At 68.5% G+C, this 21624-nt stretch carries 20 protein-coding genes; 17 read left to right on the top strand and 3 right to left on the bottom strand.

All coding sequences use genetic code 11. The features are described from left to right. Window positions 1-329: 329 nt before the first annotated feature. Both R2601_RS12095 and R2601_RS12100 read right to left on the bottom strand, forming a co-directional pair. Window positions 330-1250 (bottom strand): SDR family NAD(P)-dependent oxidoreductase, encoded by a 921-nt coding sequence (locus tag R2601_RS12095; RefSeq protein WP_007798658.1) that lies wholly within the window; start codon window positions 1248-1250, stop codon window positions 330-332. A 39-nt stretch (window positions 1251-1289) separates the two neighbouring features. After that, window positions 1290-2066 (bottom strand): IclR family transcriptional regulator, encoded by a 777-nt coding sequence (locus R2601_RS12100; protein WP_007798660.1) that lies wholly within the window; start codon window positions 2064-2066, stop codon window positions 1290-1292. 89 nt (window positions 2067-2155) lie between these two features. Here R2601_RS12100 and R2601_RS12105 point away from each other — a divergent pair, with 89 nt between their 5' ends. The 8 genes from R2601_RS12105 to R2601_RS12140 are packed head-to-tail and all read left to right on the top strand — an operon-like array spanning window position 2156 to window position 10471. Continuing rightward, window positions 2156-3322, top strand: a complete 1167-nt coding sequence (locus tag R2601_RS12105) for an acyl-CoA dehydrogenase family protein (RefSeq protein WP_040544660.1) — start codon at window positions 2156-2158, stop codon at window positions 3320-3322. A gap of 2 nt (window positions 3323-3324) precedes the next feature. Beyond that, window positions 3325-3744: a PaaI family thioesterase gene (locus R2601_RS12110; protein ID WP_007798664.1), complete on the top strand. Its 420-nt coding sequence runs from the start codon at window positions 3325-3327 to the stop codon at window positions 3742-3744. Window positions 3745-3766: 22 nt separating this feature from the next. After that, window positions 3767-4147, top strand: a complete 381-nt coding sequence (locus tag R2601_RS12115) for a Zn-ribbon domain-containing OB-fold protein (protein ID WP_007798666.1) — start codon at window positions 3767-3769, stop codon at window positions 4145-4147. Then, window positions 4144-5298 (top strand): thiolase family protein, encoded by a 1155-nt coding sequence (locus R2601_RS12120; RefSeq protein WP_007798668.1) that lies wholly within the window; start codon window positions 4144-4146, stop codon window positions 5296-5298. The genes R2601_RS12115 and R2601_RS12120 overlap by 4 nt, the downstream gene beginning before the upstream one ends. After that, window positions 5295-7415, top strand: coding sequence for an acetate--CoA ligase family protein (locus R2601_RS12125; protein ID WP_007798670.1), 2121 nt, complete (start codon window positions 5295-5297; stop codon window positions 7413-7415). Before R2601_RS12120 ends, R2601_RS12125 begins: the two co-directional genes overlap by 4 nt. Continuing rightward, window positions 7405-8268, top strand: coding sequence for a MaoC/PaaZ C-terminal domain-containing protein (locus R2601_RS12130; RefSeq protein ID WP_007798673.1), 864 nt, complete (start codon window positions 7405-7407; stop codon window positions 8266-8268). Before R2601_RS12125 ends, R2601_RS12130 begins: the two co-directional genes overlap by 11 nt. Beyond that, window positions 8265-9026 carry an enoyl-CoA hydratase/isomerase family protein gene (locus tag R2601_RS12135; RefSeq protein WP_007798676.1) on the top strand — a complete coding sequence of 254 codons (762 nt, stop codon included), beginning with the start codon at window positions 8265-8267 and terminating at the stop codon, window positions 9024-9026. The genes R2601_RS12130 and R2601_RS12135 overlap by 4 nt, the downstream gene beginning before the upstream one ends. Further along, window positions 9020-10471, top strand: coding sequence for a hypothetical protein (locus R2601_RS12140; RefSeq protein ID WP_007798679.1), 1452 nt, complete (start codon window positions 9020-9022; stop codon window positions 10469-10471). The genes R2601_RS12135 and R2601_RS12140 overlap by 7 nt, the downstream gene beginning before the upstream one ends. A gap of 70 nt (window positions 10472-10541) precedes the next feature. Here the strand turns inward: R2601_RS12140 and R2601_RS12145 are convergent, their stop codons facing one another. Then, a complete protein-coding gene (locus R2601_RS12145) occupies window positions 10542-11468 on the bottom strand; it encodes a LysR family transcriptional regulator (RefSeq protein WP_007798681.1) in 927 nt (308 codons plus the stop codon). A gap of 182 nt (window positions 11469-11650) precedes the next feature. Between R2601_RS12145 and R2601_RS12150 the strand changes: the two genes are divergently transcribed. The 9 genes from R2601_RS12150 to R2601_RS12190 all read left to right on the top strand — a co-directional run bounded on the left by R2601_RS12150 (window position 11651) and on the right by R2601_RS12190 (window position 21615). Then, window positions 11651-12781, top strand: coding sequence for a TAXI family TRAP transporter solute-binding subunit (locus R2601_RS12150; RefSeq protein WP_007798685.1), 1131 nt, complete (start codon window positions 11651-11653; stop codon window positions 12779-12781). Window positions 12782-12855: 74 nt separating this feature from the next. Then, complete coding sequence (locus R2601_RS12155) at window positions 12856-14808, top strand: TRAP transporter permease (RefSeq protein WP_217626368.1); 1953 nt, start codon at window positions 12856-12858, stop codon at window positions 14806-14808. Between the two features lie 11 nt (window positions 14809-14819). Further along, window positions 14820-15485 (top strand): 3-oxoacid CoA-transferase subunit A, encoded by a 666-nt coding sequence (locus R2601_RS12160; RefSeq protein WP_007798690.1) that lies wholly within the window; start codon window positions 14820-14822, stop codon window positions 15483-15485. 11 nt (window positions 15486-15496) lie between these two features. Next, window positions 15497-16132 (top strand): 3-oxoacid CoA-transferase subunit B, encoded by a 636-nt coding sequence (locus R2601_RS12165; RefSeq protein WP_007798693.1) that lies wholly within the window; start codon window positions 15497-15499, stop codon window positions 16130-16132. A 71-nt stretch (window positions 16133-16203) separates the two neighbouring features. Then, the gene (locus tag R2601_RS12170) at window positions 16204-17037 is read left to right on the top strand and encodes an HpcH/HpaI aldolase/citrate lyase family protein (RefSeq protein ID WP_050768449.1); all 834 of its coding nucleotides are present in this window, start codon (window positions 16204-16206) and stop codon (window positions 17035-17037) included. Between the two features lie 49 nt (window positions 17038-17086). Then, the gene (locus tag R2601_RS12175) at window positions 17087-18052 is read left to right on the top strand and encodes an NAD(P)H-dependent flavin oxidoreductase (RefSeq protein WP_007798700.1); all 966 of its coding nucleotides are present in this window, start codon (window positions 17087-17089) and stop codon (window positions 18050-18052) included. Window positions 18053-18063: 11 nt separating this feature from the next. Further along, a complete protein-coding gene (locus R2601_RS12180; RefSeq protein WP_007798703.1) occupies window positions 18064-19401 on the top strand; it encodes an MmgE/PrpD family protein in 1338 nt (445 codons plus the stop codon). A gap of 270 nt (window positions 19402-19671) precedes the next feature. After that, entirely contained in the window at window positions 19672-20298 is a 627-nt protein-coding gene (locus R2601_RS12185; RefSeq protein WP_007798705.1) for a nucleoside/nucleotide kinase family protein, read from the top strand. Window positions 20299-20634: 336 nt separating this feature from the next. Next, complete coding sequence (locus R2601_RS12190; protein WP_086003312.1) at window positions 20635-21615, top strand: ABC transporter substrate-binding protein; 981 nt, start codon at window positions 20635-20637, stop codon at window positions 21613-21615. Window positions 21616-21624: the final 9 nt, after the last annotated feature.

The following is a 21624-nucleotide window of genomic DNA, read 5'->3' on the forward strand; positions in this document are numbered from 1 at the left end:
GTCTTTCAGAAATGCTTCTGAGGTATGGGTGAGTATGGTCTGTCGACTCCGTTTGGCTGTGCGATGCTCGAGCAAAGCGTTCGCGCGGAATTAAGCCCGCAGGGCGCCGCGCCATCGCCGGCCCGCGCCATCGGGCTGGCGATTTGGTGACGCCGGCGCTGCGTTTAGAGGTCCTTCGGATTTGGCCGGGATAAATCGCAAGGCTCGAAAGGAAGATCGCCATCCCGCGGACCGGCGATGGCGCGGCGCCGAGCCGACGGACGAACAATCGCGCCCGCAGTCTCCTGCGGGCGCGTCTCGATCATCTAAGGCCGTGGAAGGTTGTGGCCCTACACCGGATCCCAGCAGAACACGTCGGCGGACACGTCGAGCGGCACGTAGCTCGCCTTCAGCGCCGGGATCGCGTGGCTGGCAACGCTTTCCACGTCCCAGCCCTCGCCGCGATGCACCGAGCGGGTCGGGCGCGGCTGCGACATCAGGAAGATCTCGTTGTTGCGCACCGCGAAGATCTGGCCCGTGGTGTCGGCGCCCGCGTCGGAGGCGAGGTGAAGCGCCAGCGGGGCGATCTTCTCGGGTTTCATCTCTTTCATGCGGTTGACCCGCTCTTCCTGCTCCGGGCTGTCGACCTTGATCGACGAGGTCATCCGGCTCCAGGCGAAGGGGGCGATGCAGTTCGAACGGATGTTCCACCGCTGCAGGTCCAGCGCCAGCGACTTCGAGAGCGCCGCGACCCCGAGCTTTGCGGCGGAGTAGTTGGCCTGCGCGAGGTTGCCCACCAGCCCCGAGGTCGAGGTCATGTGGATCAGGCTGCCCGAGCCCTGTTCGCGCATCACGTCGGCGGCGGCACGGCTGACGTTGAACGTGCCGTAGAGATGGACCTTCACCACCGCGTCGAAATTCTCGAAGGTCATCTTGTGGAAGAACTGGTCGCGCAGGATGCCGGCATTGTTGACCACCGCATCGAGCCGTCCGAACGCATCGGTGGCCTGCTTGACCATCGCCTTGGCGCCGTCCGGGTCCGAGACGTCATCGCCATTGGCGACCGCCTTGCCGCCGAGCTTCTCGATCTCGGCCACGGCCTCCTGCGCGGCGGCGCTGGACTCGCGCTGACCGTCGAGCGAGGCGCCGATGTCGTTTACGACCACCGATGCCCCGGCGCGGGCCGCTTCCATGGCGATGGCGCGGCCGATGCCGCCGCCGGCGCCGGTCACCAGCATGACTTTTCCGTCGAGGGGTTTCATATCGGACATGTCTCCTCCGTCTTGTCCTGAACGTGTTCCGTTTGTGTGTCAGTCACCGGCCCGCAGGCCGAAGACGCCGCGCTCGATCTGCCGCGCGGCCTGAGCCAGCGCCGCGCCGACCGTGTCGAGGCTTTCGTCGGTCTGCTGGCCAGTGATGGTGATGCTGCTCATGCCGAGCCGAGGCACGCCGGCGGCGTCCACCGAAAGCGCCGCGACGATGTCGAGGCCGCGAAACAGATGGCCTCGGTCCTGCGCGGTGCCGCTGTCGCGCGCTGCCTGCACGTCGGCCCAGTAGGTTTCGAACTCCGGCTCATCCTGCCAGCGCACGCTGTCAAAGCCCTTGCGGGTCTGCGCCTTCGTAAGCCCCTGCCGGGCCGCGTAGACCCGCCCTACCGCACCGGCGAACACCGGCAGGCGGCTGCTGCGCGACATCACCGCCTGCACGATGTTGGGCGCGGTGAAGCGATCGATCAGCACGATGCGCTCGTTGGCGGTGATCTGCCAGAGCGCGATCGCCACCTGATGCTCCTGCGCGATTGCGGTGAGGGTGGGGCGGATCAGGTCGGCGGGGTTGGCGCCCAGCAGGGGGGCCGCGAACTCCATCAGACCCATGCCGATGACATAGGTCTTGGCCTCTGGATCGAAGCTCAGAAGCCCCTCGTGGCTCAGCGTGCGCAGGATGTTGAACGCCGAAGAGACGTTCAGCCCGGCCTCGCGGGCGATCTGCGTCGCGCCCATCGGGCGACCGCTCGCTGCCAGCAGGCGCATGATGATCATCGCGTTCTGAACTGCGGGTACGAGCTTCTGTCCGGTATCGTCGACCATATCATTCCTCATGGAGAATTGCATTTACCATACAGAATTGTTCTGCTAGAGCAAGGGCAGACTGAAGGCATCCCGAGGGAGGAACGAAGATGGCGTCAGGTGTGGATAGCGATGTTTTCGAGCAGCTTGTGGCAACCGTGGAGCGATTCGCCCGCGAGCGCCTGATCCCTGCCGAGCGGCAGGTCGAAGAGGAGGACGACATCCCCGAAGAGATCGTCGCCGAGATGAAGGAGATGGGGCTTTTCGGGCTGTCGACGCCGGAGGAATATGGCGGCATCGGCCTCAGCGTGCCGCAGGAGGCGCGGCTGATCGAGACGCTGTGCTACGCCTCGCTGACCTTCCGCTCGCTGATCGGCACCAATGTGGGCATCGGCTCGCAGGGCATCGTCATGGACGGCACGCCGGAGCAGAAGGAGCAGTGGCTGCCCGGGGTTGCGAGTGGCGACGTGGTCGCCTCCTTCGCGCTGACCGAGCCCGACAATGGCTCTGATGCCGGTGGCATCCGTACCTCGGCCAAGCGTGACGGCGGCGATTTCGTCATCAACGGGACCAAGCGCTACATCACCAACGCGGTGCGCGCCGGCGTCTTCACCGTCTTCGCCCGCACCGACGCGGACAAGCCCGGCGCCGATGGCGTCTCGGCCTTCATCGTGCCCGCCGACACGCCGGGCATCACCGTGGCCAAACCCGACCGCAAGCTGGGCCAGAAGGGCACCAAGACCTCGGACGTGATCTTCGAGAACGTGCGGGTGCCGGAAAGCGCCATCATCGGCGGGCCAAAGAACCTCCACAAGGGGTTCCGCACCGCGATGAAGGTGCTCGACCGGGGCCGCATCCACGTGGGCGCCATGGCGGTGGGGCAGAGCCAGCGCATGCTCGACATCGCCACCGACTACGCGCTCGAGCGCAAGCAGTTCGGCAAGCCGATCGGCGAGCACCAGCTGGTGCAGGGCCTGATCGCCGACTGTCAGGCCGAGCTGCACGCCGCCCGGGCGCTGGTGCGCGCCAGCGCCGACACCTTCGATCGCGAGGGCAAGGCCATCATCGAGGCCTCCTGCACCAAGTATTTCTGCACCGAGGCCGCGGGCCGCATCGCCGACCGGGCGCTGCAGATCCACGGCGGCGCAGGCTACATGGCGGAATACGATATCGAGCGGCTCTACCGCGATATCCGCCTGCTGCGCATCTACGAGGGCACCAGCCAGATCCAGCAGCTGGTCATCGCGCGCCGTACGCTGGCGCAGCGGGCGGCGTGAGCATGGGCGCGCGTCCGACCCGCAGCCTCGAGGAGATGCCGCCGCGCTCGGCCTTTGCCGCGCTTCTGGGCATCGAGGTCGAGACCTGCACCCCTGAGGAGGTGGTGTGCTCGATGCTCGTGACCGAGGCGATGGGCAATCGCAACGGCGTTCTGCATGGCGGCGCGCTGATGGCCATCGCCGACACTGCCGCCGGCACATCGGCCTTCATCAACAGCCCCGCCGAGGTGTCGAACACCACGGTCGAGGCCAAGACCAATTTCATCCGGCCGGTGCGGGTGGGCGACAGGCTCACCGCGCGCTGCGTCCCGGTCCATGTGGGCCGCATGACGCTGGTGCTGCAGGTGACGCTGACGCGCGGCGACGGGAAGGTCGTCGGCAGCACGTCGCAGACGCACCTGTTCCTGGGCTGGAAAGACTGAGACAGAGAAAGGGAGGGGAAAGATGAAAGACACCGATGTGTCGCAACTGGGACCGCAGGCCGCCTACGAGGCGTATCTTGCCGCGGGCTGGTTCATGATCCAGCGCGCCGCCAGCACCGGCGAGTACGTGTTCTGGCCCAAGGTCACGTCGCCCACCGGCGCCACCGATCTCGAGTGGGTCGAGGCGAAGGGCACTGGCACGGTCTACGCCATAACCGTCAACCGCGCCCGCTCGGGCGCCTACAACGTGGCGCTGGTCGAGCTCGACGAGGGCGTGCGCATGATGTCGACCCTTCCCGGGGTCGAAACCGCCGAGATCGGCGCGCGGGTCACGGCCCGCATCGAGGACACCGAGGAGGGCCCGCGCGTGGTCTTCGATCTGGCCGGGGAGGACGCGGCATGAGCATGGACAGCATGCGGGGAAAATCCGCCATCGTGGGCATGGCCACCGCCGGCGTCGGCGAGGCGCCGGGCTTTTCGGCGATGGAGCTTCTGGGGCAGGCGGCGGTCAAGGCGGTGAACGAGGCCGGGCTGAAGATGCAGGACATCGACGGCGTCTTCGCGGCCACCTCGAGCCACGCCTTCCCGACCATGAGCGTGGTCGAGTATCTTGGCCTCAAGCCGCGCTTCTTCGACGGCACCAATGTGGGCGGCTCGAGCTTCGAGATGCACCTGCTGCAGGCGACGCTGGCGCTCGAGGCCGGGCTCTGCGACGCGGCGCTGATCTGCTACGGCTCGAACCAGCGCACCGCCGGGGGCCGGCTGGTGTCGATGAGCGAGCCGCAATGGCACGAGACCCCCTACAAGCCGCGCCATCCGATCACCGCCTACGGTCTGGCGACCAGCCGGCACATGGCCGAATTCGGCACGACGCGCGAGGACCTCGCCGACGTGGCGCTGGCCGCGCGGGGCTGGGCCAATCTCAACCCCGAGGCCTTTGCCCGCGGCCCGCTCAGCAAGGACGAGGTTCTGTCGGCGCGGATGATCTCGGACCCGCTGACCAAGTCCGACTGCTGTCTCGTGACCGATGGCGCCGCCGCCTGCGTGCTGGTGCGCGCCGACCGTGCCAAGGACCTGCCGGGCAAGCCGGTCTACTTCATGGGGGCCGGTGGCGCGAACTATCACCGCTCGATCGTGGCGATGCCCGACCTCACCACCACCGCCGCCGCCGAAAGCGGGCCGCGCGCGATGGAGATGGCGGGGGTCAGCCAGAAAGACATCGACGTGGTGATGCTCTACGACGCCTTCACCATCAACACGATCCTGTTCCTCGAGGATCTCGGCTTCTGCCCCAAGGGCGAGGGCGGGCGCTTCGTTCGGGACGGGCGTATCGCGCCGGGTGGCGAGCTGGCGGTCAACACCAATGGCGGCGGGCTGTCCTGCGTGCATCCGGGCATGTACGGGCTATTCCTGATCGCCGAGGCCGTGGCGCAGATCCGTGGCGAGGCCGGCGAGCGCCAGCAGGACAACTGCAACATCGCGCTTTGTCACGGCAATGGCGGCACGCTGTCGAGCCAGTGCACCGCCATCCTCGGCTCGGAGGCCGCGCTATGACCGATCTGTCCCTCATCGACGGGCTCATTGCCCCCAAATCCGTGGCCATCATCGGCGCGTCGGAGGATCCGGGCCGCATCGGCGGGCGGCCCATCGCTGCGATGCTCAAGGCCGGCTACGAGGGCCGCATCCTGCCGGTGAACCCCAAGCGTGACACGGTGCAGGGGCTGCCCTGCTATGCCAGCGTCGGCGATCTGCCCGAGGCGCCCGAGGCGGCGCTGATCGCGGTGCCCGCCAAGCTGGTGCCGCAGACCATCGAGGCGCTGGGCCGCAAGGGCTGCAAGGCCGCGACGCTGTTCTCGGCGGGCTTCGCCGAGACCGGTGCCGAGGGCGAGGCGGCGCAGCGCGAACTGGTGGCGCTCGCCGGAAAGCACGGCATGCGCCTGCTCGGGCCGAACACGCTCGGTGTTTACAACGTCGATATCGGCTATTACGGCACCTTCTCCTCGTCGCTCGACACCGGTTTTCCGCGCCCCGGCAATATCGGGATCGCCAGCCAGTCCGGTGCGTTCGGCGCGCATCTCGGCGCGCTGGCGCGGGATCAGGGTTTGGGCTGTTCGGTGCTCATCACCACCGGCAACGAGGCCGACATCACCGTGGCCGACGCGATCCGCTGGATGGCCGAGAGCGACAGCATCGACGTGATCTGCACCTACATGGAGGCGGTCAACGACGCGCCTGCGCTGCTCGCCGCGCTCGACGTGGCGCGCGCCGCCGGCAAGCCGGTGCTGGCGCTGAAGTCGGGACGCTCGGCGGTCGGTGCGCGCGCGGCTGCCTCGCATACTGCCTCGCTCACCGGCGATGCGGTGGTCGCCGACGCGGTGCTCACGGATCACGGCGCGATCATCCTGCGCGACCCGGAATCGATGATGGACATCGCCTATGCCGCGTCCAAGAAGGTGCTGCCGTCGCAGCATTCCCTCGGCGTGGTGACGGTCAGCGGCGGGGCGGGGATCGTCGCCAGCGACGAGGCCGAGCGCATCGGTTTGCCGATGCCCTCCATGCCCGATGAAGCGCAGGCCAAGCTTCTCGAGGTGCTGCCCTATGCCTCGGCGGTCAATCCGCTCGACTGTACCGCGCAGGCGCTGAACGAACCGGCGCTGCTCGAGCAGTTCACCCGCGCCGGTCTCGAGGAGGGCGGCTATGGCGCCGTGCTCTGCTTCCTCACCTACGTGGCGGGCAGCGAGCGGCTCTCGAAGGTCATCCTGGAGGCGATGGCCCCGCTGCGCGCCGCGTTCCCCGACCGCATCATCGCCTTCTGCGCGCTGGGCGACCCGGAGGTGCTGCGCCGCTACGACGAGGCAGGCATCCTGGTCTTCAACGATCCCTGCCGTGCGGTCCGCGCGCTCGACGCGGTGCTGCGGCTGGGCTCGGCGCAGGCCTCGAGCGTGAAAGCGGCGCTGCCCGAGCCCAAGCCGGTGTTGCTGCCCGCAACCAGCCCCGACGAGGCCGAGGCCAAGGCGCTTCTCGCCGAGGCGGGCATCAACGCCGCGCCCGAGCAGGCAGTGCAGAGCGCCGAGGAGGCGGTCGCTGCGGCCGAGGGCTTCGGCTACCCGGTGGTGATGAAGATCCTGTCGCCCGACATCCTGCACAAGTCCGACATCGGCGCGGTCAAGCTCAACATCCGCGACGCCGATGGCGTGCGCGCGGCCCATGCCGATATCCTCTCCGCCGCCGCGACCCACGCTTCGCACGCCCGCGTCAGCGGCGTGCTGGTGGCCCGGCAGCTCTCGGGCGGGGTCGAGTGCCTGATGGGCATCAACCGCGACCCGACCTTCGGTCCGGTGGCGGTGTTCGGGCTTGGCGGCATCTTCGTCGAGCTCTTGAACGACGTGGCGCTGCGCGCCTGCCCCTTCGGCCCCGAGACGGCGCGCGAGATGATCCTGTCGATCCGCAGTGCGGCGATCCTGCAGGGGGCGCGCGGTGCCGCTCCGGCGGATATCGACGCGCTGGCCGAGATGCTCTCGAAGCTCTCGGTCTTTGCCGCCGGCGCTGGCGAGCGGCTGGTCTCGATCGACCTCAACCCGGTGCTCGCGATGCCCGAAGGGCAGGGTGCCTACGCGCTCGACGCGGTGATCGAGCTCGACGCGCAGGAGGTCGCCGCCGATGGCCATTGATTACGACCACCTGATGAATTTCGACATTCCCGAAGTCCGCCAGAGCTACGGCGCCGAGGAGGTGGCCCGCTTCGGGCTCACCGTGGGCATGGGGCAGGATCCGATGGACATGCGCCAGCTGCCTTACGTCGGTGCGCTGGCCGACGATGCGCGGGCGATGCCCGCCATCGTCAACGTGCTGGGGCATCCGGGCTTCTGGCTCGGCAATCCCGAGACAGGTGTTGATGCGCTGAAGCTGGTGCATGGCGAGCAGGGCATCACCATCCACCACCCGATCCCGCCCGAGGCCACCATCGTGGGCAAGACCCGTGTCACCGGCCTTGTCGACAAGGGCGAGGGTCGCGGTGCGCTGCTGTACTACGAGAAAGAGATCCGCGACGCCTACAGCGGCCTGCATCTCGCGACCTGCCGTGGCACCACCTTCCTGCGCGGCGATGGCGGCTTCGGCGGGCCTGACGGTCCGGTGAAGCAGGCGCACACGCTGCCCGAGATCGAGCCGGATCATGTCTTCGACACGCCGACCCGGCCCGAGCAGGCGCTTTACTATCGCTGGAACGCCGACCCGAACCCGCTGCACCTCGACCCGCGTGTGGCTGAAAAGGCAGGCTTCGAGCGACCGATCCTGCACGGGCTCTGCACTTTCGGCTTCGCAGCGCATGCGCTGCTGGCGGTGATGTGCGAGTATGACGCGACGCTTTTCGGCTCGATGGACGCGCGCTTTACCGCCTTCGTCTACCCGGGCGAGACGCTGCGCACCGAGATCTGGAACGATGGCAGCTTCCGCACCCGGGTGCTTGAACGCGACAAGATCGCCATCGGCAACGGGCTGTTCAAGCGGAGGGAGAGCGCATGAGCATCGAGATCACGACAGACGGGGAGGGGCTCTGCACGCTCACCCTGAACGAGCCGGAACGCCGCAACCCGATCGGCCATGCAAGGCGGCAGGACCTGCGCGACGCGCTGGCGACGGCTGCCACCGATGATGCGGTGCGCGCCGTGGTGCTGACCGGTGCCGGCGGGCACTTCTCGGCCGGCGGAGACATCCGCGATCAGGGCGCGCGCAGCCTCGGCATTCACCGCGAGCGGTTTGCTGTCGTGAGTGACATGGTGACCCGCATGGCGCGCTTTCCCAAGCCGCTGGTCGCGGCGGTCGAGGGCTGGGCGGCGGGCGGCGGTCTGGCTTTGGCGATGGCTTGCCCGATGGTGGTGGCCTCGCGCGAGGCGCGCTTCGTCGCGGCCTTCACCAAGATCGGCCTGATCCCCGACATGGGGCTGCTGAGCACGCTGCCACCGCGCATCGGCGGGGCGCGGGCCCGGCGCCTGCTGCTCGACAACCGTGTGGTCGAGGCGGCAGAGGCGGAAGAGATCGGCCTTGTCGACACGCTGGCGGATCCCGGCGCGGCGGCCCGCGTGGCCGGGGAGCTGGCCCTGAAGGAGGCCGGGGAGGCGCCGCTGCCGCGGCAGTTCATCCTCGACTGGTTCGCCCGCGACATCTCGGAGGCGCTGGAGTACGAGGCCAGGCTTCAGCCGATGCTGATCAACAGCGCAGACGCCGCCGAGGGCCGCGCGGCCTTTGCCGAGAAGAGGCGGCCGCAGTTCCGCGGATGCTGAGTGCCGGGGGGCGGCTGTCCCCCGGCGTGGCCGGGGAGGATGGCAGCGCCGCGCTGCGCCGTGGCCTGATGGCGGCGATCATGCTGGCGGCGCTGGTGCTGGTGTTCGTCGACTCGAAACTGGTGACTGGCGCGGCAGTGGCCGCGCTGGTGCTCTACCTCGCGCTGGCCCGCCGCCAGTTCGGCTTTGGCACATGGGTGCCGGTGCTGATGGCGCTGGTCGGGCTGGCCGCCGCGCTCTGGCGGGGTGTCGAGGCGTCGGTGCTCTGGCAGGGCGCCGATCGGATGCTGTTCCTCGCCGCGCTTATCGCCATGCTGGGCACGCTGCGCTCGGCCGCCGCCATCGCGCCCGAGGTGCATCGTGCCGGGCTCTTCGTCACCGGCCAGCCGGCCTCGCGGCGCTATCTGGCGATGACTGGCGGCGGGCACCTCTTCGGCGTGCTGATCAATTTCGGCGGGCTGGCGCTGCTCCTCGACCTTGCCAAGCGCTCGATGGACAGCGCGGCGGCGGCAGAGCTGCCGCCCGAGGCGCGCGAGGCGCGGCTCAGGCGGATGACCATGGCGGTGGTGCGGGGCTTTTCGCTGATCTCGCTGTGGTCGCCCTTCGGCTTTGCCACCAACGCCATCCTGATCTCCGTGCCGGGGCTGAGCTATGCCAGCTTCGGCCCGCTGGGCTTTGCCATGTCTTTCGTCTTCATCGCGATTGGCTGGCTGTTCGACTTTCTCGACGGCCGGCGCTTCCGCCGCCTCGGCCTGCCGCGTCCGAGCCCGCCGCCGGGCAGCTGGACCGGCGCCGCGGCGCTGGTCGGCCACGTGCTGGCGCTGGGCACGGCGGTGTTCCTGCTCCACGAGGTGACGCCCCTGAGCTTCCAGCAAGGGCTGATCTGCGCGGTGCCGTGCTACGCGCTGCTCTGGGCCGCCGCCGCCACCCGCCAGGCGCCCGGCGGGCCGGCTTCCGGCGTGGCCGAGGCGGCGCGGACGACATGGGGTCGGCTCGGCGGGCTGGGGTCCGAGGTCGGGGTGTTCGCCTCGGCGGGGTTCCTGCCGGTGGTGCTGCTGGCGCTGATCCCCGCCGAGGAGCTGCGCGCGGTGATCTCGGGGCTTGGGCTCGGGCCGGTGGCGCTGGCCTGCGGCATTTCGCTCTCGATCTTCGGGCTGGCGCTGATCGGGGTGAACCCGATCGTGGTGGCCTCGGTGCTGGGCGCCATCGCCTCGCAGCTGAACGTGCCGGGGCTCAGCGACACCGCCATCGCGCTGGCGATCACCGGTGGCTGGACGGCGGTGATCGGGCTGTCGCCCTTCATCACCACGCTGGTGATCTGCTCGGCCATCGTCGGGCGCAGCACTTCGACCATCGGGCTGAGATGGAACGGAGCTTATTGCCTCGCCATCCTGACGGTCTGGTCGCTGATGCTGGCGGGGCTGATGTTGGGGGGGCTGATCTGACGTAGCCAGATTCATGCTTCCGTGGCATGTTCATAGTATCAGGAATGCCTCCTGAGCATTCCGATCGTACTCAAAGCGTCGTCCCCGGCCACTGGCCGGAGGCCACCATCGCGTGCACCTCGGAGGTGAGGAAATCGGCGAAGCTGCTGGTGAGGCGCGAGCCGGGCCGGTTCAGCGGCGTCATCAGCACCAGCGTGCGGTCGATGGTGCGCCGGACGATAGGCCGGGCGATCAGCCGGCCCTCGCGGACATGGTGGATCACGCTGACCAGCGGCAGGATCGTGGCGCCCAGCCCGCGTTCGACGAAAGCGAGCATCGTGGGCAGGATATCGATCTCGAGCACGACGTTCAGATCGATGCGGTCCTCATGTGCGATGGCCTCGACCCGGCCACGCAGACCATGCTCGGGATTGGGCAGGATGAGCGGCTGCTCGAGCGCGTCGCGGGCATGGATCGGCACGCCGTCTCGCGCGCCTTCGGTGTTGGCCGACTGGATCAGGAAAAGCTGTTCCATGATAATTGGTTGCGCCTTGATCGAAGGGGATTTCTGGCCCTCGTAGGCGACCCCCAGATCGATCTTTCCGCGCAGCAGCCAGTCCTGCACGTGGCCGCTGAATCCCGAGATGATCCGCAGCTTCACCTCGGGGTAATCCTGCATCGTGCGCTCGATCAGGTGGGTGGCCAGAATCTCGGAAACCGTGGGCGGCAGACCCAGCGTCACGGTGCCCGAAAGCGGTGCGCTGTGGCCCGAGATGTCACCCGCCAGATCCTCCATCTCCTCGAGAATCGCCTTGGCCCGGCGGGCCAGCCGGATGCCCTCTTCGGTGGGCATGACGCCGCGCCCGTGGCGGCGCAGAAGCGACACGCTCAGCTCCTCTTCCAGCGCCTTTACCTGCCGGCTCAGGGCGGGCTGGGCGATGTTCAGACGCTCGGCCGCGGCGGTGATGCTGTTGAGCTCGACGACCTGGATGAAGTTGCGGAGCTGGCGGAAATCCATTCATGCCTCATTCGTATCTCTGTTATGTCTATAATGCATTTGAATCATATGTGCCAGTCGGACAGTGTTTCTCTCAGGGAAAGAGACGTCCGGCCGATCACCGCTCTTGCGGGGCCGTTGCCGGGGCAGGGCCAGAGGAGGATTGGCCGCCGGACGGGCTTTCGCCACACAGGGAGGATTACATGAAGACCAGATTCAAACTCGGGGCTGCCGTAGGTGGCCTGATGGCGCTTTGCGGCGCGGGCGTATCGGCGCAGGAGCTGCCGAACACCATGGTGTGGACGTCCTACGACGTGGGCTCGGCCGGCTACGCCGAGGCCTCTGCCATCGCCGATGCCTTCGGCAAGGAGTTCGGCACCCGTGTCCGCATCCAGCCTTCGGGCAGCGGCATCGGCCGTCTGCAGCCGCTTCTTCAGGGCCGCGCCGACTATGCCTTCCTTGCCACCGAGGCGTTCTTCCTGTCCGAGGGTGCGTTCGACTTCGCGACCCCGGAATGGGGGCCGCGCGAGCTGCGCGCCGTAGCCGGCCGTCCGGCGGGCATCACCCTGATCGCCGCCGGGGATGCCGGCATCGAGACCGTGGCGGATGCTCGCGGCAAGCGCATCGCCTTCGTCGCCGGAAACCCGTCGGTGAATGTGAAATGCGAGGCGATCCTGGCGTTCGGCGGGCTCACCCTCGACGATGTCGAGGTGGTGACCTTCCCGACCTACGCCTCGGCCATGTCGTCGATGACCCGCAACGAATCCGACGCCACCTGCACGACGCCTACCACAAGCCAGCTCTATGAGCTGGCCGAGAGCCCGCGTGGCATCCACTACGCGCCGCTCGAGGCCGACAATGCCGAGGGCTGGGAAGGCCTGCTCAAGGTGCTGCCGATCATGGGGCCGTCCGACGAGGATGTGGCCGCCGGGCTCGAGGAAGGCGAGATCGCCAAGATGGCGGCCTACCGCTATCCGGTGATCACCACCACGGTCGAGAAATCCGCCGATGACGTCTACGCCTTCATCAAGGCGCTGGATGAGACCTACGATCTCTACAAGGACGGCACCGCCACGATGACGCGGTGGACGCTGGAGAAATCGGGCAAGCCGGCGATCGACGTGCCGTTCCACGAGGGCGCCGTGCGCTACCTCAAGGAAAAGGGCATCTGGACCGAAGAGGACGATGCCTGGAACGAGAAACGCACCCAGCGCATGAACGCGCTCGTCGAGGCCTGGGACAGCTTCAAGTCCGAGAACGAGGGCCTGTCGGAAGAAGACTTCGCAGAGGCCTGGATGGCCCGCCGTGCCGAGATCGTCGCCGGCCTGAACTGAGCCACTGAACGCTGATCGTGCCCCCGGCGGTTCGCCCGCCGGGGGAAGACCTCTTGCCAGATCAGGACGAGATCATGGATTCCGACCAAACCACCTCGGCCGCGGCGCCGGAGGGGGGCTCTGCGCAGGCACAGCCCGACTCCGCCCTCCAGACGGCCCTCCGCGCGATCGTGATGGTGCTTGGCGCCCTCGGCGTCATCATGGCGATCAACCAGCAGTTTCTCCTCAATATTTTCGGGTTCCAGCCGCTCGGCAACGCCTATCTCTACTACCTGATCGGCATCTTCCTGGCGCTGGCCTTCCTGACGCTGCCCGCCACCGCGATGAACCCGCGCCGGTTCTGGTGGCTCAACATCGTGCTCGCCATCGCCGCGATGGGCAGCGCCGGATGGCTGGGCTTCCACGGGCTCGACATCATCCAGAAGGGCTGGGAATACGACGCGCCGCTGGGGGCAGATATCGCGGCCTCGGTGCTGATCGTGCTGGTGCTCGAGGGCGTGCGGCGGGCGGGTGGCCCGATCCTGCTGTTCACGGCGCTGCTGTTCGGGACCTATCCGCTTTACGCCGACTACATGCCGGGCTTCCTCTGGGGCACCGAGTATTCGCTGGTCGGCACCGTCCGGGCGCATGTGCTGGGCGTCGAGTCGATCATCGGCATCCCGATGCAGGTGGTGGCCGAGCTGGTCATCGGCTTCGTGATCTTCGGCTCGGTTCTGGTGGCCACCAAGGGCAGCGATTTCTTCATGGAGCTGGCCTCGGCGCTGCTCGGGCACAGCCGGGGCGGGCCCGCCAAGGTCGCCGTGATGGGCTCGGGCATCCTTGGCTCGCTCTCGGGGAGCGTGATCTCGAACATTCTGACCTCGGGGCCGTTCTCGATCCCGACCATGCGCCGGGTGGGTTATCCCGCGCATTACGCCGCCGCCGTCGAGGCCTGCGCCTCCACCGGCGCCACCTTGATGCCGCCGGTGATGGGTACCGTGGCCTTCGTCATGGCCTCGTTCCTGGGCGTACAATACTCGTCCATCGTCATCGCGGCGGTGATCCCGGCGATCCTGTTCTACGTGGCGCTGCTGTTCCAGGTCGACATGTATGCCGCGCGCCGCGGCCTCAAGGGCCTGCCGCGCAGCGAGACGCCGCCGATCTGGCCGGTGCTGAAGAGCGGCTGGCCCTACCTGCTGAGCCTCGCGGTGCTGATCTTCGTGTTGATGGGGCTGCGCATGGAAGCGCGTTCGCCCTATTACGCCTCGGTCGTGATGCTGGTCGCCACCGCGTTCCGCAAGGAGACCCGCCTGACGCTGGCCCGCGCCAAGGGCCTGCTGCTCGACATCTCGTGCAATATCGCGAGCCTTGTGGCCGTGCTGGCGGGCATCGGGCTGGTCGTTGGGGGCCTGTCCTATACCGGCGTCGCAGGCGCCTTCTCGCGCGAGCTGCTGCTCTATGCCGGTGGCAACACTGCGCTGATGCTGATCGCGGGGGCGGTGACGAGCTTCGTGCTCGGCATGGGGATGACGGTGACGGCCTGCTACATCTTCCTGTCGATCCTGCTGGCGCCGGCGCTGGTGCAGGCCGGGCTCAACCCGATCGCCAGCCACCTGTTCATCCTTTACTGGGGCATGCTCTCCTACATCACGCCGCCGGTGGCGCTGGCGGCGATCACCGCGGCCAACGTGGCGGGCTCCAAGCCGATGAAGACCGGCTTCCATGCCATGCGCCTGGGCATGCCGCTCTTCGTGCTGCCCTTCATCTTCGTCTACGACCCGGCGCTGATCATGGAAGGCAGCTGGCTGCAGATCATCGAGCGCGTGGGCCTGACAGTGCTGGCGATCTGGGCGATCACCTCGGCCTTCGAGAGCTGGATCTACAAGGTCGGCCGCATCGGCATCGCCAGCCGCATCGCCTTTGGGGCAGGGGGGATCCTCGTATTGTTTCCCGAACTCACAACCAGCCTGATCGGGGCGGCGGTGCTGGTGGGCGTGATCGTGGTGAACCTCGGCCTGGGCCGCCGCCGCGCCACCGTGAAGGCCTGAGGGAGGACCGCATGGACAAGAGTGTCGACGATCTGGCGCACGCGGTCGCGCCGGTCACCGATGGTGCGTCGGTGATGATCGGGGGCTTCGGCTCCTCGGGCATCCCCTTCGGGCTGATCGACGCCCTGCTCGAGCAGGGCGCCACCGGGCTGACGGTGATCTCGAACAACGCCGGGGCCGGCGAGACCGGCATCGCCAAGCTGCTCAAGGCGGGCAGGGTCGCCAAGGTGATCTGCTCCTACCCGCGCACGCCGGGCTCGATCTGGTTCGAACAGCGCTTCAAGGCGGGCGAGGTGGAGCTCGAGGTGGTGCCGCAGGGCACGCTGGCCGAGCGCATCCGCGCCGCGGGCGCCGGGCTGGGCGGGTTCCTGACGCCCACCGGCTACGGCACGCGGCTGGCCGAGGGCAAGGAGACCCGGGTGATCGATGGGCGCGGCTACGTGCTCGAGGCGCCTCTGCCGGCGGATTTCGCGCTGATCCGCGCCGATCGCGGCGACAAGTGGGGCAATCTCAATTTTCACGCCACCGCCCGCAACTTCAATCCGGTGATGGCGATGGCCGCGACGCACGCGATCGTCGAGGTCCGCGAGCTGTCGGACGCGCCGCTCGATCCCGAGACCGTGGTGACACCGGGTATTTTCGTGCAGGGCGTGGTGGAATACGGGGTGAGACCATGACCGTAGTGACGATGAACGCGCTCGACGATGCGCAGCTGGCCGCCCGCGTGGCGCAGGACATCCCCGACGGCTCTTACGTGAACCTCGGCATCGGCAAGCCCACCCATGTCTCGGGCTACGTGCCCGACGGGCGCGAGGTGATCTATCACTCCGAGAACGGGATCCTTGGCGTCGGGCCAACGCCCGCGCCGGGCACCGAGGATCCCGAGCTGATCGACGCCAGCAAGCGCTATGTCACCGCCGCGCCCGGTGCGGCCTATTTCGAGCATTCCGACAGCTTCGCGATGATGCGCGGCGGTCATATCGATATCGCGGTGCTCGGGGCCTACCAGGTGGCCGAGAATGGCGATCTGGCCAACTGGGCGACGCTGGACGAGACCTACCCCCCGGCGGTAGGCGGCGCGATGGATCTCGTGGTTGGTGTGCCGACGATCTTCGTGATGATGCGCCACGTGAACCGCGACGGCAGCCCCAAGCTGCTGAAACGGTGCACCTATCCGCTCACCGGCCTCGGCGTGGTGAGCCGGGTCTATACCGATCTCGCGGTGCTTGACGTTACGCCCGAGGGCTTCCGCCTCGTCGAGCTTACCCCCGGCAACAGCCTCGACGCGGTGCAGGCCGTGACCGAGGCGCGCATCCTGACCTGATGGCCCGGGGCGAGCCTGCCGGCCCGCGCGGGCGCAAGGAGGGGCCGCGCGCGCGCAAGGGGGGTGAGCCGGTGGCGCGCGCTGCGGCCGAGCCTGGGTCTGCGAACGGCCCGTTCCTGCCGCTCTTCGTCTCTGCCGACCGGCCCGATCTCTTCGCCAGGGCCTGCACCGCGGGTGCCGATGCGGTGGTGATCGATTTCGAGGATTCGGTCCCGCCCGAGAGCAAGGCGCTGGTGCGGCGGATCCCGCAGAGCGCGCTTCCGGCCGAGCGTCCGGTGCCGATCTACCTCCGGGTCAATGCGCCCGGCACGCCGTGGTATCGCGACGACGTGGCCTTCGCCCGTGGTGCCGGCTTCGAGGGCGTGGTGCTGCCCAAGGTCAAGAGCGTGGCGCAGCTCACCGCGCTGCGCGAGGCGCTGGGGGAGGGGCAGACCATCATCGCCCTGATCGAGACCATGCGGGGCCTTGCCCGGGTCGAGGAGATCGCCTGCGCCGCCGACCGGATCGCCTTCGGCTCGCTGGACATCTGCGAGGACCTGGGCTGTGCGCACACCCGCATGGCGCTCTTGCCGCTGCGCAGCCGCATGGTGCAGGCCGCGCGGCTGGCCGGGCGCCCGGCACCGCTCGACGGGGTTACGGTCTCGGTGGTAGACGCGGCGCTGGTCAGCGACGAGGCGATGCACGCCAGCGAGCTGGGCTTCGGCGGCAAGTGCCTGATACATCCGCGCCAGATCGCCCCGGCGCGGGCCGGATTCCGTGCCGAGCAGCCGGATCTCGACTGGGCGCGCAACGTGATCGCGGCAGAAGCCGGCGAGCTCACGGCCGCCGACGAAGCCGAGTTGATGCACTCGCCGGTGGTGGCCCGCGCGCGGCGGCTGCTGAACCGCGGCAAGGCAGGATTGTAGACGCGGGCAGCCCCTGAGCGGGCCGCGCGTCGCTGTAACGGAGAAGACGATGACACAGCATTCCCCCATCGAAGCGCTCGGCACGGGGCTCACGCTGCCGCTGATTGGCGCGCCGATGTTTCTTGCCTCGGGCGTCGATCTGGTCGTGGCGCAATGCTGCGCCGGGGTGATCGGCACCTTCCCGGCGCTCAACGCCCGGCCCGCCGCGCAGCTCGACGACTGGCTGTCCGAGATCGAGACCCGTCTCGAGACTTTCCGCCGCGAGACCGGAAAGCCCACCGCCCCCTATGGCGTCAACCTGATCGTCAACGACTACAACACCCGGCTGGAGGAGGATCTGGCGACCCTCGTGCGCCACGAGGTGCCGCTGGTCATCACCTCTCTCTCGGCGCCCGACAAGGTGGTCGAGGCGGTGCACGGCTATGGCGGGCTGGTGTTTCACGACGTGGTCAAGGCGCGCCACGCCCGCCGCGCCGCCCGCGCCGGTGTCGACGGGCTGATCCTTGTCTGCGCCGGGGCCGGGGGGCACGCGGGCACGCTCAGCCCCTTCGCGCTGGTCGAGGAGGTGCGCGCCTTCTGGGAGGGGCCGCTGGCGCTTTCGGGGGCCATCGCCAATGGCCGCTCGATCCTCGCAGCACAGGCGCTGGGATGCGACTTCGCCTATGCCGGAACCGTCTTCATTCCCACCGAGGAGGCCATCGCGCCGGAGGCCCACAAGCAGATGATCGTCGAGGCAGGCTCGGACGAGATCCTCTACACGCCGATGTTCTCGGGCACCCACGCCAACTACCTTGTGCCGAGCATCGCGGCGGCGGGGGTCGACCTCGACGAGGCACGGCTGGCCCAGCCGCGCCGCATGGGCGCCAAGACCGACCCCGACCGCCCCAAGGCGTGGTCGCAGGTCTGGAGCGCCGGCCAGGCGGTGGGCCAGTCCCGGGCGCTTGAGCCGGCGGGCGAGGTGATTGCCCGGCTCGACCGCGAATACCGCGCCGCCCGCGCAGCACTTTGCGGCTGAAAGGAGCCTCCATGACGCTTGCACAGACCCTCGGCGGTTTCGCCGCCGACTGCCCCGCCGACGATCCGCTGATGACGCGTTTCGTCCGGTTCTCGCTTTTCGACTGGGCCACGGTCGGGCTCGCCGGCATCGATGAACCCGTCGCCCGCGCCGCCCGCCGCACGGCGCTGGCGGACGCCCCCGCGCAAGGCGGGGCAACGCTTTTCGGCGGAGGCCATGCGGCGCCCGCCGCCGCGGCGCTGGCCAACGGCGCCACCAGCCACGCGCTCGACTACGACGACACCCATTTCGGCCATATCGGCCACCCGAGCGTTGCGGTGATCCCGGCGGCGCTGGCGCTGGCCGAGGCGCGCGGCGTCGAGGGGGCACGGCTGATGCAGGCGCTTGGCGTCGGGCTCGAGGTTGCTTGCCGCGTCGGTGCCTGGCTCGGGCGGCCCCATTACGAGGCGGGCTTCCACCAGACCGGCACCTCGGGCGCCTTCGGTGCGACCGCCGCCGCGGGCCGCGTGCTGGGGCTTGATGCGGCGCAGATGGCGCAGGCGCTGAGCCTCGCCGCGACCCGCGCGGCGGGTCTCAAGAGCCAGTTCGGCACCATGGGCAAACCGCTCAACGCGGGCTTCGCCGCCGAGGTGGGGGTGACCTGCGCGCTGCTGGCCGAGGCCGGCGCGGGCGCCACGCCCGAGGCCATCGAGGGCGCGCAGGGCTTCGGCCCGACCCATGCGGGCCGCGCCGACGAAACGGCGCTCGAGGGGCTGGGGGAGGCGTGGGTGTTCCCGGCAATTTCCTACAAGTTCCACGCTTGCTGCCATGGGCTCCACGCCATGCTCGAGGCGCTGCGCAAGGCGAAGGCGGAGGGCATCGCGCCAGAGGCCGTGCAGGCGGTCGAGATCCGCACCCATCCGCGCTGGCTTGCGGTTTGCAACCAGCCCGCGCCGGCGACCGGCCTGCAGGCCAAGTTCAGCTACCGTCTGACCGCGGCGATGGGCCTTGCCGGCCTCGATACCGCCGCGCTCGACGTCTACAGCAACGCCACCTGCGCGCTGCCCGATCTGGTGGCGCTGCGCGACCGGGTGACGGTGGTGGCGGATGCCTCGGTCGAAGACACCGCCTCGGAGCTCCGCGTCACAGTGGGCGGGCGGGTGATCGAGGCCGCGCATGACGTGCTTGGCGACAGCGATCCCGAGGTGATCGCGCCACGCCTGAGGGAGAAATCGGCAACGCTGCTGGGCGATAAGGCCAGCGCGATGCTCTGGAAGGAGGTCGCCCACATCGACCGGCGGGGCGGGCTCGCGGCGCTGGCCGGGCGTCTCGCATCAAACCCTGCGCAGCAGCCGGTCGCCGCTCGGTGATGGTGATGAAGGGGGAGGGGGCCAGCCCCCTCTTGGCGCTGTGCGCCAATTCACCCCCGAGGTATTTTTGAACCAAAGAAGCCAGGAGCGCTGCGCCCCTGGCTTCTCTTCGTCAAAAATACTCCCGCCGGAGGCAGGCCGATCGGTCCGGCCGGGAGCCGCGCTGGCTCAAGGACGCGGCCTGCGTTGCGTGGCCGAGGCAGGTGGTGGACGGCGCGCGCGAGGGCGGGCATTGTTCTGGAGGCAGATTGCGCAGGGGAGGGCAGGACCATGAGCGAAAACACCGATGTCGCAAGCCTTGTGGAGCGGCTGACCGCCCTGGCAGGCGCAGAGGCGCGGGTCTTCGTCGCCATCGCCGGGGCGCCGGCCTCGGGCAAGAGCACACTGGCCGAGAGCCTGCGAGACAGCGTCGACCGCACCCATCCCGGCAAGGTCGAGATCCTGCCGATGGACGGCTTTCACTACGACGACGCGGTGCTGCGGGCGCACGGCACGCTGGCGCGCAAGGGGGCGCCCCACACCTTCGATGCGGACGGGCTTGCGGCGATGCTCGACCGCCTCGCCTCGAGCGATCGGCCGGTCGCGGCGCCGGTCTTCGACAGGGCGCTCGAGATTTCGCGCGCCGCCGCCCGGATCATCGACCCCGAGGTGCGGCTGATCCTCGTCGAGGGCAACTACCTGCTGCTCGACGATCCCGACTGGGCGCGGCTGCGGCCGCGCTTCGACCTGACGATCTTCGTCGATGTGCCGCTTGCGGTGCTGGAGGCACGGCTGACAGAGCGCTGGAGCGACATGGATCCGCAGGCGGCGCAGGCCAAGATCGCCGGCAACGATCTGCCAAACGCGCGGCTGGTGGCCGAAAGCAGCGTCGGGGCGGACCTCGTTCTCAGGGCCTGAAACGCGGTGCCGCAGAATTGGGCATTCGCACAGGGGGAAGGACCGTCAGGCAGGCCAGAGGCCCCCTGAAATGTGCCGATCCACGCTGTTCCACGCCGCAGAAACGGTGCCTTGAGCCGTGGAGAAATTTGTCCACATGGTCATTTTTTCTTGACTAATTTTTGCGCACACGTGTCCTTTTTCGTACAAACGGGTGTCGCTGGGCGTGGGGTGGCCTGCCTGCTGCCGGCAAGACCTGTCAATCTGCAGCCGGCTGGGGCCATAGCTCGCGCCAGTCAAGACTTATGGGAGCAAGCCTTGTTCAATCGATACATCTCCACCGCCTTCGCCGCCTCCATGGCCGTGATCGGCGCAACCGGTGCCGCGAGCGCCGAAACCGACATGCCGTTCGCGCTGGACTGGAAATTCGAGGGCCCCGCGGCGCCGTATTTCCTTGCGGTCGACAGTGGCCTGTTCGCTGACGCCGACCTCAGCGTCGAGATCTCCGAGGGCAAGGGCTCGCTCGATGCGATTCCGAAAGTCGCCACCGGCGCCTACCCGGTGGGCTTTGCCGACATCAACAGCCTGATGCGCTTCATCGATCAGAACCCCGGCGCGCCTGTGACCGCGGTCATGATGGTCTATGACAAGCCGCCCTTCGCGGTGGTCGGCCGCAAGTCGCTCGGGATCGAGACGCCGAAGGATCTCGAGGGCAAGGTGCTGGGTGCGCCGCCCCCCGACGGTGCCTGGGCTCAGTTCCCGATCTTTGCCGCCGAGAACGATCTCGACATGGACGCGATCACCGTGGAGCCGGTCGGTTTCCCGACCCGCGAGCCGATGCTGGCGCAGGAAGAGGTCGACGCGGTGACCGGCTTCTCGTTTTCCTCGACGCTGAACCTCAAGCGTCTCGGCGTGGCCGAGGATGACCTGAGCGTGATCCTGATGGCCGACAATGGTGTCGAGCTCTATGGCAACGCGGTGATCGTGAACACCGATTTCGCCTCCGAGAACCCCGAGGCCGTGACCGCCTTCCTCGGTGCCATCGCCGGTGGCTGGAAGGCCGCCATCGCAGATCCCGAGGCCGCGATCGAAGCGCTGCTCGAGCGCAACCCGGCCGCCGATGCCGAGCTCGAGACCGAGCGCCTGCAGATGGCGATCGATGACAACGTGCTGACCGATTACGTCGCCGAGAACGGCATCGGCGGCGTCGATGCCGACCGCATGGCGGCGGCCATCGAGCAGACCAAATCGGTCTACGAGTTCACCTCCGAGCCCGACGCGTCGCTCTATTTCGACGACAGCTACCTGCCTGGCGCCGACGCGCGCATGCTGAAGTAAGGACGACGG

This window comes from Salipiger bermudensis HTCC2601, from assembly GCF_000153725.1.
GTDB lineage: Bacteria > Pseudomonadota > Alphaproteobacteria > Rhodobacterales > Rhodobacteraceae > Salipiger > Salipiger bermudensis.

Excerpts from the sequence above, each read along its gene's own strand:
- R2601_RS12095 (WP_007798658.1), bottom strand. The coding sequence starts at position 1,250 with ATGTCCGATATGAAACCCCTCGACGGAAAAGTCATGCTGGTGACCGGC.
- R2601_RS12100 (WP_007798660.1), bottom strand. The coding sequence starts at position 2,066 with ATGGTCGACGATACCGGACAGAAGCTCGTACCCGCAGTTCAGAACGCG.
- R2601_RS12105 (WP_040544660.1), top strand. The coding sequence starts at position 2,156 with ATGGCGTCAGGTGTGGATAGCGATGTTTTCGAGCAGCTTGTGGCAACC.
- R2601_RS12110 (WP_007798664.1), top strand. The coding sequence starts at position 3,325 with ATGGGCGCGCGTCCGACCCGCAGCCTCGAGGAGATGCCGCCGCGCTCG.
- R2601_RS12115 (WP_007798666.1), top strand. The coding sequence starts at position 3,767 with ATGAAAGACACCGATGTGTCGCAACTGGGACCGCAGGCCGCCTACGAG.
- R2601_RS12120 (WP_007798668.1), top strand. The coding sequence starts at position 4,144 with ATGAGCATGGACAGCATGCGGGGAAAATCCGCCATCGTGGGCATGGCC.
- R2601_RS12125 (WP_007798670.1), top strand. The coding sequence starts at position 5,295 with ATGACCGATCTGTCCCTCATCGACGGGCTCATTGCCCCCAAATCCGTG.
- R2601_RS12130 (WP_007798673.1), top strand. The coding sequence starts at position 7,405 with ATGGCCATTGATTACGACCACCTGATGAATTTCGACATTCCCGAAGTC.
- R2601_RS12135 (WP_007798676.1), top strand. The coding sequence starts at position 8,265 with ATGAGCATCGAGATCACGACAGACGGGGAGGGGCTCTGCACGCTCACC.
- R2601_RS12140 (WP_007798679.1), top strand. The coding sequence starts at position 9,020 with ATGCTGAGTGCCGGGGGGCGGCTGTCCCCCGGCGTGGCCGGGGAGGAT.
- R2601_RS12145 (WP_007798681.1), bottom strand. The coding sequence starts at position 11,468 with ATGGATTTCCGCCAGCTCCGCAACTTCATCCAGGTCGTCGAGCTCAAC.
- R2601_RS12150 (WP_007798685.1), top strand. The coding sequence starts at position 11,651 with ATGAAGACCAGATTCAAACTCGGGGCTGCCGTAGGTGGCCTGATGGCG.
- R2601_RS12155 (WP_217626368.1), top strand. The coding sequence starts at position 12,856 with ATGGATTCCGACCAAACCACCTCGGCCGCGGCGCCGGAGGGGGGCTCT.
- R2601_RS12160 (WP_007798690.1), top strand. The coding sequence starts at position 14,820 with ATGGACAAGAGTGTCGACGATCTGGCGCACGCGGTCGCGCCGGTCACC.
- R2601_RS12165 (WP_007798693.1), top strand. The coding sequence starts at position 15,497 with ATGAACGCGCTCGACGATGCGCAGCTGGCCGCCCGCGTGGCGCAGGAC.
- R2601_RS12175 (WP_007798700.1), top strand. The coding sequence starts at position 17,087 with ATGACACAGCATTCCCCCATCGAAGCGCTCGGCACGGGGCTCACGCTG.
- R2601_RS12180 (WP_007798703.1), top strand. The coding sequence starts at position 18,064 with ATGACGCTTGCACAGACCCTCGGCGGTTTCGCCGCCGACTGCCCCGCC.
- R2601_RS12185 (WP_007798705.1), top strand. The coding sequence starts at position 19,672 with ATGAGCGAAAACACCGATGTCGCAAGCCTTGTGGAGCGGCTGACCGCC.
- R2601_RS12190 (WP_086003312.1), top strand. The coding sequence starts at position 20,635 with ATGGCCGTGATCGGCGCAACCGGTGCCGCGAGCGCCGAAACCGACATG.